The organism is Mesorhizobium sp. P3_A9, assembly GCF_056402975.1.
This window is the reverse complement of the sequence record NZ_JBFUGJ010000223.1, coordinates 1-10,193: the sequence shown is the minus strand read 5'-3', so window position 1 is coordinate 10,193 and position 10,193 is coordinate 1. Positions and strand designations below refer to the sequence as shown.

Sequence of the window (10,193 nt, the reverse complement as noted above, 5' to 3'; positions counted from 1 at the left end):
GCCTCCGCCCGTGTCGCCGTGCCGTGCAGCAGCGTGGCTTCCACCACCTGGTCCATCAGCCTGTGCGCCGGGTTGAAGGCGGCGGCTGCCGATTGCGCGACGTAGCAGACCTCGCGACCGCGCAACTTGCGAAAGCCCTCCTTGCCGCCCTTGAGGATGTCGCGGCCGTTGAGGATCACTTCGCCGCCCGTGATGCGCACGCCGCCGCGGCCATAACCCATCGACGACAGGCCGATGGTCGACTTGCCGGCGCCGGATTCGCCGATCAGGCCGAGCACCTTGCCCTTTTCCAGCGTCAGCGAGACGTCGTGCACCAGCACGATGTTCTTTGGCGCCTCGCCGGGCGGGTAGACGGTAGCCTCGATGCGCAGATTGCGGATGTCGAGCAGCAGGCCTTGCTTGGATTGTCCGGGCTTTGCTTTGCTGTCGGCCATCACCCGCGTCCTCCCTTAAGGCTTGTCGTACGGTTAAGCACCCAGTCCGCGACCAGATTGACCGAAATCGCCAGCATGGCGATCGCCGCCGCCGGGATGAGTGCTGCTCCTATGCCGAAGACGATGCCATCCTTGTTTTCCTTGACCATGCCACCCCAATCGGCATCCGGCGGTTGCACGCCAAGGCCGAGGAAGGACAGTGTCGACAGGAACAGAACCGCATAGATGAAGCGCAGGCCGAGTTCCGAGACCAGCGGCGACAGCGCATTGGGCAGGATCTCGCGGAAGATGATCCAGGCGCTGCCTTCGCCGCGCAGCTTGGCGGCTTCAACGTAATCCATGACGTTGATGTCGACGGCGACCGCGCGCGACAGGCGGTAGACGCGCGTCGAGTCGAGAATGCCCATCACCAGGATCAGCGTCACCAAATTGGTCGGCAGTACGGAGAGCACGACCAGGCCCATGATCAGTGTCGGGATCGACATCAGGAGATCGACCAGGCGCGACAGGATCGTGTCGAACCAGCCGCCGAACACCGCTGCCGAGAACCCCAGTATGGCGCCGAGCGAGAACGACAGCGCGGTGGCCAGCACCGCGATGAACAGAGTGATGCGGGCGCCGTAGATCATCCGCGACAGCAGATCGCGGCCGAGATTGTCGGTGCCCAGCCAATGCGCCGCCGACATCGGCTCCCAGACATCGCCGACGATCTCGGCGTTGTCATGCGGTGAGATCCAGGGCGCGAAGATCGCCGCCAGCACGAACAGTGCCGTCAGGATTATGCCGATCAGCGCGGGGATGGGGATGCGTTTGATATCGAGCATGCCCGCCCCCTATTTCGGATGTCGAAGACGCGGATTGGCGATGATCGCCGCTATGTCCGCGATGATGTTGAGACTGATGTAGACGGCGGCGAAGATCAGGCCGACGGCCTGCACCACCGGCACGTCGCGCTTGGTCACATGATCGACGAGATATTGTCCCATGCCGGGATAGACGAAGATCACCTCGACCACGACGACGCCGACGATGAGATAGGCGAGGTTGAGCATGACGACGTTGATGATCGGCGCGATGGCATTGGGGAATGCGTGCTTGCGGATGACGTTGAACGCCGACAGGCCTTTCAGTTCCGCCGTCTCGACATAGGCCGACTGCATGACATTGAGGATCGCCGCGCGCGTCATGCGCATCATGTGGGCGAGCACCACCAGCGTCAGTGCCGTCGCCGGCAGCGCGATCGCCTGCATCCGCTCACCGAACGGCATGCCGTCATAGACAGTCGAGATGCCGGGAAAGATCTGCCACTTCACGGCGAAGAAATAGACCAGCACATAGCCGATGAAGAATTCCGGGAACGAGGTCGAGGCGAGCGCCAGTCCGGAGATCAGCTTGTCGACCCAGCCATTGCGGTAGCGCACCGCGATCAGGCCGAGGATAATCGCCAGCGGCACCGCCACGATCGCCGCCCAGAAGGCGAGGAATAGCGTGTTCCACAGCCGGCCCTTGATCGAGGTGGCGATGTCCTGSCCGCTCGACATGGCKGTGCCGAGRTCGCCGGTCAMYACGCCGCCGAGCCAGYGGAAATACCTGAYATAGGCCGGRTCATTSAGMCCGAGCTGCTCGCGCAGATTGGCGAGCGACTCCGGCGTCGCCGATTGTCCGAGAATGGCTTGCGCAACGTCGCCGGGCAGGATCTGGGTGCCGGCGAAGATCAGGACCGAAATGGCCAACAGAAGGAGGATGCCCAGCGCAATGCGCTGGGCGATTAGTTTCAGGATGGGTGAGGACATCTCTGCAAAGCCGGACTCAGGCCTGCAGCCAGCACTTCGCCAGGGCGTAACCGTTCATCAGTTCCTGATGCGGATCATCCACCCAGCCGTCGACCTTCGCACCGGTCGCGTCGATGAACTGGTTGAACATCGGCAGGATCAGRCCGCCKTCGTCGCGCACCATGACAGCCATGTCGTGGTACATCTGCTTGCGCTTCGCCTCGTCGAGTTCGGCGCGCGCTGCCAGCACCATCTTGTCGAAATCCGGGCGCTTGAAACGCGTGTCGTTCCAGTCGGCGGTCGACAGATAGGCGGTCGAGTACATCTGGTCCTGCGTCGAGCGGCCGCCCCAATAGGAAGCGCAGAACGGCTGCTTGTTCCAGACCTCATTCCAGTAACCGTCGCCGGGCTCGCGCTTGAGCTCGATCTTGATGCCGGCCTTGGCCGCACTCTGCTGGAAGAGCTGGGAAGCATCGACCGCGCCCGGGAAGGCGACGTCCGAGGTCCGCAGCAGCACGGTGCCGTCATGGCCAGACTTCTTGTAGTGGAACTTGGCCTTGTCGGGATCATACTTGCGCTGCTCGATCTCAGTGAACAGCGGGTAGGCCGAGTTGATCGGGAAGTCGTTGCCGAGCGAACCGTAGCCGCGCAGCACCTTGGTCAGCATCTCTTCGCGGTCGATGGCGAGCTTCAGCGCCATGCGCAGATCGTYGTTGTCGAACGGCGCCGTGTTGCAATGCATGATGAAGACGTAGTGGCCCGGACCCGCGTGGTTGCGGATGGTSACGCCSGGCASGCGCTTGATCAGGTCGACGATCTTCGGCTCGACGCGGTTGATCATGTTGACCTGGCCGCCCTGCAGGGCCGCCGTGCGCGCCGTSGCGTCGTTGATGACGATGAYCTCGATCTGGTCGGCATGGCCCATCTTGTCGCCCTGCCAGTAGTTGGCGAAACGCTCGCCGCCATGGCGCACGCCGGGCTCGTTGGTCTTGACCWYRTASGGRCCRGCCGAAATGCCGGCGTCGGGCTTGTCCTTGCCGCCGTTGGGCTGGACGATCAGGTGATAGTCACTGAGCAAATAGGGAAGGTCGGCATTGGCCTCCTTCAGCGTCAGCACGACTTCCTTGCCGTTGGCCTTGATGGTCTCGATGCCCTTCATGTAGCCGAGCGCACCGGATTTCGACTTCTCGTCGGAATGGCGTTCGAGCGTGGCGGCAACGTCCTCGGCGGTCACGGTCTTGCCGTTGTGGAATTCGACGCCGTCGCGGATTTTCAGCGTCCAGGTCTTGGCGTCTTTGGACGAGCCGATCTCCTCGGCGATGCGGTTCTCGAGCTTGCCGTCCGGCGAAAGCTCGACGATCATTTCGCCCCAGCATTTGCCGAAGGCGAACGGCACCTGCGTCATCATCAGCGCCGGATCGAGGCTGTTGGTGGATTCACCGCCGACCAGACCGGCCTTGATGGTGCCGCCCTTGACCGGGCCTGCCGCGCGCGCGGCACTYGAAAGCAGYGAGTTGGCGAAGGGYGCSGYGAYGCCGAGCGCWGCCGCCCGGCCGAGAAAATCGCGACGGCTCAGCTTGCCSGMTGCRACRCGCCGGCTAAGGAATTCSAGTTCRTTYGACATKTTGAGTTCCTCACTCTGTTGGTTCGACTCTGCGGTCGATTTTCTTTGTTAATTCTCCCTGAATAATGAGGGTAAGCTAATGCCGTAAGCAAGACCGAATGCGACATGCCGTGGCGTAAATCGTACGTCGCATTTGGACCAACCTCTTCAGCGCTCAGACAAGCGCGCGTGGAATCTTTTCCTCGAAATTGCGCTCGAAGACGATTCTTTCACCCTCATAGGCCTCGATTCTGGCGCTGACGATGAAGTTTTGCGCGTCCGATCGCATCTCTGCCCATGTCTCGGTGCGCACCGACCATCCATTTCGCGACAGTGTCTGCGTCCAGTGTGTTTTTCCCGAGGCCGACAAGGGATTGTCGGGATGGATCGCCCAAGTCTCGCGGGCGATGCTGCCATGGCCCAGGCCGTGGTCGAGATCGCGCACTTCGCCGAAATCATCCGCTATGGAAAGCGTGACGAGTCCGGTCTTTTCGTCGCGATCGACATGGCGTTCGGAATTGGCGGGCCGAACCGTCTCGGTGGCCCAGGGCGTGGCACCTTCCGGTTCGGCGAACGTCGTTTCGTTGCCTTTCGCCAGCGGTCGCAGCGGCAAGGCCAGCGTCGCCGCCGACAAGGTCAGTTGTACCGGCTCCGGCGAGGGCCAGATGGCCGGCCAATAGGCGTTCGACACGGCAATGCGCAGGCGGTGGCCGGCCGGCACGCGGTAGGCGCATTGATCGAGCACCACGCGCGCCGATACGGTTTCATCAGGCACCAGCGCCCGCGGGAATTCGTGCGAGTCGCGATGCGTCAGGTTGAGCACGCCATAGGAGATCAGCTCCGAAGCGCCGTCGGGATGCACTTCGCACAGGCGCACCGCGATGTTGGCCTGCGGGCGATCGGAGGACAGCGTGACCTGAACTTCCGGCGCGCCGACAATGTCTATCGCCTCGGCGAGCTCCGGCTGGTCGAAACAGACCGACAGCGCATCATCGGGACGCTGGTCGCCGGGCAGTTCCGGACCGAAGGTGAACGGAAAATACTCGCCGCCGGCAAGGCCGCAGGTCTGCGGCGAGGCGACGATGGCCGGTTTGCTCCCCTTGGGCAGCAGATCGATCGTCTGGACCTTGATGGCGGGCGACGGCCATTGTTGCTCCGCCACCCAGCGGCCCGGCCGCTCCGGGTGCCAGCGGGCCGGACGCACGCTGTCCATCACATAGGCGCGGTATGCCGGATCGTCCTCGACGCCGGTCTCGGTGCCCTTCAGCCAGCGGTCCCACCAGCGTAGCGCCTCCTGCAGGAAGCCGATGGCCGGCTGAGGCCCGGCATAATGTGGGTATTTGTGGATCCAGGGGCCGACAATGCCCTTCACCGGCGCCTCGATGTTGGTGACGAGGTGCGAGATCGTGTTGCGGTAGCCGTCATGCCAGCCGCCGATCGACAGCACGGCCGCCTTGACGGCGGAAAAATCCTCGCAGATCGAACCGCGTTTCCAGTAGGCGTCGCGGTGCTGGTGGCTGAGCCAGAGCGGCAAAAGGAAGGACTGGTTCTCCAGCCGCGTCAGCCACAGATCACGCCAGCGGTTGTCGCCGGCGATCAGCGGATCCGGCGGCCGCGACGAATAGGACAGCATCGTCGATGCCCAGCCGAAATTCTCGATCAGCAGGCAGCCACCCTTGTAGTGGATGTCGTCGGCATAGCGGTCGACGGTCGAGCACAGGCTGATCACCGCCTTCAGCGCCGGCGGCTGCTTGGCCGCCACCTGCAGGCAGTTGAAGCCGCCCCAGGAAATGCCCATCATACCGACATTGCCGTTGCACCAGGGCTGGTTAGCTGCCCAGGCGATGACATCGCAGGCGTCTTGCAGTTCCTGCTCGGAATATTCGTCGTCCATCAGCCCTTCGGAATCGCCATTGCCGCGCATGTCGACGCGGATCGAGGCGTAGCCGTGCCCGGCGAAATAGGGATGGGTCAGCTGGTCGCGAAAGATGGTGCCGTCACGCTTGCGATAGGGCAGGTGCTCGAGGAYSRCMGGCACCGGATCGTCGCCGGCATCCTCMGGCATCCACACCCGCGCCGACAGCCGGCAKCCRTCCGGCATGACGATGCCCATATCGGGGAATTCGATGACCTTGCGGGGAAATTCTGTGACGGTTTTCATGGCAGGCATAACGCCCCGCTGCGCGGCAACTTTCAATCGCCATTCGCGACTGGAGCAGCGAATTATGCGAGCTGTGCCGCTACCGCTTCATCCCCTCAGTTCAGCGGAATGTCGTTCTCGGCCTTGCTCGCCTGGTAGGCGCCGGACAATTCGTCGTAACGGGCCGAGATCTTGCCGATACGCGTCTCCAGCCGCTGACGGTCGGCCTCGGGCAGTGCTCGCACCAGTCGGCGGATGGAAAAGCTCTTCCAATAGGCATTCTCGGCATTGTAGCCGCCGGGATCGAGGGTGAAGACCTCTTTCAGGATTTTCAGATCGTGCGGGATGGCGAAACTGTCGCGCGAATCCTCATGGCTGAACAGATAGTAGAAATTGTCGAAGCCGGTCCAGGTGATCGCCGACAGGCAGAGCGAGCACGGCTCGTGCGTGGCGATGAAGATGGCGTCCTTGGTGTCGACACGTTCGGCTTTCGGCATTTCGTAAAAACGCTTCAGGCAGTGCACTTCGCCGTGCCAGAGCGGGTTCTCGATTTCGTTGTTGGTCTCGGCCAGCACCAGCGAGCGATCGTCCTTGCGCAGGATCGCGGCGCCGAACAGCTTGTTGCCGTGGGTGACGCCGTCCGCCGTCTTCGGCACGATGTCGTGCTCGATGACGTCGAGCAGGCGGTCGATCAGAGAAATGTCGGTCATTGGAAAGGGAACTCTTTAGGGAAGATGGATCTCGTAGGCGTGCGAGAAGTGGAATTCTTCGAGGTTGGAGCCGTCTCCGCCACGGTCGACGATCAGGAAATCCTGAGCCTCGCCGAGCGGCGTCAGCACGCCGTGCCAGAGATTGCGGGAATAATTGATGCCTTGTCCGGGCGCGGTGATGAACGCATGCGGCTCGCCCGGCCCCTCCTTGCCGTCATGGCAGACGACGACCAGGAATGGGCGCGGCGACAGCGGGATGAAAGCCTGGCTGCCGAAGGGGTGACGCTCGACCATGGTCAGTTTCAGCGGCAGTTCGTAAGGCGTGCCGCGCACCATCGAGATCAGCACGCGGCCGTTCGGCCCTGCGGCCTCGGCGGTGGCGAGATCGTGGTAGCGTTCGGCGCGCCCGCCATTGATCGGGTAGTGGTTGTCGCCGCCCATGTCGATGACATCGCCGAAGGGGGCAAAGGCCTCACGGGTCAGCGGTTGCGCGACGATGCGGGTCACCGCGCGCGACCGCCAATGCCCACCCCGCCAAGCTTGGCGTGCCGGTTGACGTCCTTGTAGAGCAGATAGCGGAATTTGCCSGGGCCGCCGGCATAGCAGGCCTGCGGGCAGAAGGCGCGCAGCCACATATAGTCGCCGGCCTCGACCTCGACCCAGTCCTGGTTGAGSCGRTAGACCCCCTTGCCCTCCAGCACATAGAGCCCGTGYTCCATSACATGGGTCTCGGCGAAGGGAATGACGGCGCCCGGTTCGAGCGTGACGATGGTCATGTGCATGTCGTGGCGCAAATCGGCGGGATCGACGAACCGCGTCGTTGCCCAGCGGCCTTCGGTGCCTGGCATCGGCGTCGGCGCGATGTCCTGCTCGTTGGTGAAGAAGGCTTCAGGCGTGTCGAGACCGTCGACCGCCTCATAAGCCTTGCGAATCCAATGGAAGTGGACTGCGGCCTTGCTTTCGTTGCGAACGGTCCAGCCGCTGGACGGCGGCAGGAAGGCAAAGCCGCCCGGCCGCAAGACATGCTTCTTGCCGGCGAGCAGAACCGTCAGTTCGCCCTCGACCACGAAAAGGGCGCCCTCGGCGCCGGCATCGGGCTCCGGCCGCTCGCTGCCGCCGCCGGGCGCGACCTCGACGATGTATTGCGAGAAGGTCTCGGCAAAACCGGACAGCGGTCGCGACAGGATCCAGACGCGGGTCTTGTCCCAGAACGGCAAGGCGCTGGTGACGATGTCCTGCATCACGCCTCTGGGGATGACGGCATAGGCCTCGGTGAAGACGGCGCGTCCGGTCAACAGCTCGCTCTGGCCGGAATGGCCGCCATGCGGCGCATAATAGGTTCGCTCGGGCATCCTGATCGTATCCATGGGTTCAAACCTATTGCGGTAGCATGTCTTTGAGGCGAAGCAGCGCGATGCGCTCGACCTGTTTGCAGGCGGTCTCGAATTCGATGCCGCGGCTGTTGCCGATGCGCGCCTCGAATTCGGCGAGGATTTCCTCCTTCGTCTTGCCCTTCACCGCGATGATGAAGGGGAAGCCGAAGGTGGTGACGTAGGCGGCGTTGAGCTTGGAGAACAGTTCGCGTTCCTTGTCGGTCAGCGCGTCAAGGCCGGCGGAGGCCTGTTCCCGGGTCGATTCCGCCGTCAGCCGCCTGGCCTTGGCCAGCTTGCCGGCGAGGTCGGGATGGGCGTTGAGCACGCCCAGCCGCTCGGTCTCGCTGGCGGCGCGGAAAATGCGGCAAAGCGCATTGTGCAGGCCGCCTGCCGTATCGTGTGCCGGACCGAGTTCCAGCTCGTAGGCCCGCTCGGCAATCCAGGGCGAATGCTCGAACACGCCGCCGAAAGTGTGGACGAAGGTTTCGAATTCCATCTTCGACGGGCGCAGTGCCGCCGGTCTGTAGGGATGGTTCTCCTGCCAGTGCTTGGCTATGTCGATGCGCCGCGCCAGCCAGACCTTGTCGTGCGATCTGACATAGTCGACGAAGCGCTTCAGCGCCGCCACTCGGCCCGGCCGTCCGACGAGCCGGCAATGCAGGCCGATATTCATCATGCGCGGCCGCCCTGCCTGGCCCTCGGCATAGAGCGTGTCGAAACTGTCCTTGAGATAGGCAAAGAACTGGTCGCCCGAATTGAAGCCCTGCGGCGTGGCGAAGCGCATGTCGTTGGCGTCGAGCGTATAGGGGATGATGAGCTGCGTGCCGCCGCTGTGCTCGAACCAGTAGGGCAGTTCGTCGTCATAGGTGTCSGAGACGTAGTCGAAGCCGCCTTCTTCGGCGACCAGCCGCACSGTGTTGACCGATGTGCGGCCCGTATACCAGCCGTTGGGGCGCTGACCGGTCACCTCGTAATGCAGCTTGATCGCCGCTTCGAGGTCACGACGTTCATCTTCCGGCGCATGGTCGCGGTAATCGATCCACCGCAGCCCGTGCGAGGCGATTTCCCAGCCGGCATCCTGCATGGCCGCAACCTGGTCGGGTGAACGTGCCAGCGCAGTAGCAACGCCGTAGCAGGTCACCGGCACCTCGGCCTCGCTGAACAGGTGCAGCAGCCGCCAGAAGCCGGCCCGCGCGCCATACTCGTAGATCGATTCCATGTTCCAGTGGCGCTGACCCACCCAGGGTGCCGCGCCGACGATTTCAGACAGGAAGGCTTCAGACGCCTTGTCGCCGTGAAGGACGCAGTTCTCGCCGCCCTCTTCGTAATTGACGACGAACTGCACCGCGACATGCGCACCGCCAGGCCATTTCGGGTCCGGCGGGTTGGCTCCATAGCCGCGCATGTCTCTGATGTAACGCATTGTCCCTCCGGCCGGGCATCGCCCGAACTATGATCAGGATATCGAAAGGGTGCTTCTCGCATTCCCCCGAAAATTTTTGAAAGTGTTTTTGTCGCACTCCGCTCGACCGGGACTTATGCATCGCCTTTAATTGGCGCACAATTCATCACTATTGTTCTGATGTACCTGGATGGGAGGCGGCCAATGGCAGAAACGTCGAAAGCCGATGGCGGGCGCCTGACGACCCACGTGCTGGACACGGCGACCGGCAAGCCGGCGGCTGGGTTGTCGATCGTGCTTTATCACCTCGAGGGCGACGCGCGGACACATCTGAAGACCGTCGTCACCAATGCCGACGGCCGGTGCGACGCACCACTGCTCGCCGGAGCGGAATTCCGCACCGGCGAATACGAGCTGGTGTTCGCGGCCGGCGATTATCTGCGCGGCCAGGGCACAAAGCTGCCCGAGCCGGCCTTCCTCGACAGCGTGCCGATCCGCTTCGGCATGGCGGAGGCGGTGCACTATCATGTACCATTGCTGATCTCGCCCTATGGCTATTCGACCTACAGGGGGAGCTGAGGCATGGCCAAGATTTCCATCCGCAACGAGATCCGCTTTATCCTCAATGGCAGGGATGTTGCGTTGTCGTCGGTGGCGCCCGACGCGACCTTGCTCGACTGGCTGCGGCTAGACCGTTCGCTGCGCGGCACCAAGGAAGGCTGCGCCGAGGGCGATTGCGGCGCTTGCACGGTGCTCGTC

At 63.2% G+C, this 10,193-nt stretch carries 11 protein-coding genes; 2 read left to right on the top strand and 9 right to left on the bottom strand.

Going from position 1 to position 10,193, the window contains the following annotated elements; translation table 11 throughout:
• From AC1DX0_RS24435 to puuE, 9 genes are all read right to left on the bottom strand, one after another.
• Positions 1 to 434, bottom strand: a 434-nt coding sequence (locus AC1DX0_RS24435) for an ATP-binding cassette domain-containing protein (protein WP_477357132.1), incomplete at its 3' end; no start/stop codon positions are given.
• Entirely contained in the window at positions 434 to 1,258 is an 825-nt protein-coding gene (locus AC1DX0_RS24430; protein ID WP_477218581.1) for an ABC transporter permease, read from the bottom strand. The genes AC1DX0_RS24435 and AC1DX0_RS24430, both read right to left, overlap by 1 nt.
• 9 nt (positions 1,259 to 1,267) lie before the next feature.
• A complete protein-coding gene (locus AC1DX0_RS24425) occupies positions 1,268 to 2,227 on the bottom strand; it encodes an ABC transporter permease (protein ID WP_477357130.1) in 960 nt (319 codons plus the stop codon).
• Positions 2,228 to 2,243: 16 nt separating this feature from the next.
• On the bottom strand, positions 2,244 to 3,830 hold the full coding sequence (locus tag AC1DX0_RS24420) for an ABC transporter substrate-binding protein (protein WP_477357128.1): 1,587 nt from the start codon (positions 3,828 to 3,830) through the stop codon (positions 2,244 to 2,246).
• 154 nt (positions 3,831 to 3,984) lie between these two features.
• Positions 3,985 to 5,970 carry a CocE/NonD family hydrolase gene (locus AC1DX0_RS24415; RefSeq protein ID WP_477357126.1) on the bottom strand — a complete coding sequence of 662 codons (1,986 nt, stop codon included), beginning with the start codon at positions 5,968 to 5,970 and terminating at the stop codon, positions 3,985 to 3,987.
• 95 nt (positions 5,971 to 6,065) lie between these two features.
• Positions 6,066 to 6,659 (bottom strand): nucleoside deaminase, encoded by a 594-nt coding sequence (locus AC1DX0_RS24410; protein ID WP_477218578.1) that lies wholly within the window; start codon positions 6,657 to 6,659, stop codon positions 6,066 to 6,068.
• Positions 6,660 to 6,674: 15 nt separating this feature from the next.
• Positions 6,675 to 7,166, bottom strand: coding sequence for an ureidoglycolate lyase (locus AC1DX0_RS24405; RefSeq protein WP_477218577.1), 492 nt, complete (start codon positions 7,164 to 7,166; stop codon positions 6,675 to 6,677).
• Positions 7,163 to 8,026: a bifunctional allantoicase/(S)-ureidoglycine aminohydrolase gene (locus AC1DX0_RS24400; RefSeq protein ID WP_477218576.1), complete on the bottom strand. Its 864-nt coding sequence runs from the start codon at positions 8,024 to 8,026 to the stop codon at positions 7,163 to 7,165. The genes AC1DX0_RS24405 and AC1DX0_RS24400 overlap by 4 nt, the downstream gene beginning before the upstream one ends.
• Before the next feature lie 10 nt (positions 8,027 to 8,036).
• Positions 8,037 to 9,455, bottom strand: a complete 1,419-nt coding sequence (gene puuE / locus AC1DX0_RS24395) for an allantoinase PuuE (RefSeq protein WP_477218575.1) — start codon at positions 9,453 to 9,455, stop codon at positions 8,037 to 8,039.
• A gap of 183 nt (positions 9,456 to 9,638) precedes the next feature.
• Between puuE and uraH the strand changes: the two genes are divergently transcribed.
• Together uraH and AC1DX0_RS24385 are read left to right on the top strand one after the other, a co-directional pair.
• On the top strand, positions 9,639 to 10,013 hold the full coding sequence (gene uraH / locus AC1DX0_RS24390; protein ID WP_477218574.1) for a hydroxyisourate hydrolase: 375 nt from the start codon (positions 9,639 to 9,641) through the stop codon (positions 10,011 to 10,013).
• Between the two features lie 3 nt (positions 10,014 to 10,016).
• Positions 10,017 to 10,193: 2Fe-2S iron-sulfur cluster-binding protein (locus AC1DX0_RS24385; protein WP_477357134.1), on the top strand; the 177-nt coding region annotated here is incomplete at its 3' end.

Bases quoted from the DNA above. Each gene is read 5' to 3' on its own strand.
- AC1DX0_RS24430 (WP_477218581.1), bottom strand. From the start codon at position 1,258: ATGCTCGATATCAAACGCATCCCCATCCCCGCGCTGATCGGCATAATC.
- uraH (WP_477218574.1), top strand. From the start codon at position 9,639: ATGGCAGAAACGTCGAAAGCCGATGGCGGGCGCCTGACGACCCACGTG.
- AC1DX0_RS24410 (WP_477218578.1), bottom strand. From the start codon at position 6,659: ATGACCGACATTTCTCTGATCGACCGCCTGCTCGACGTCATCGAGCAC.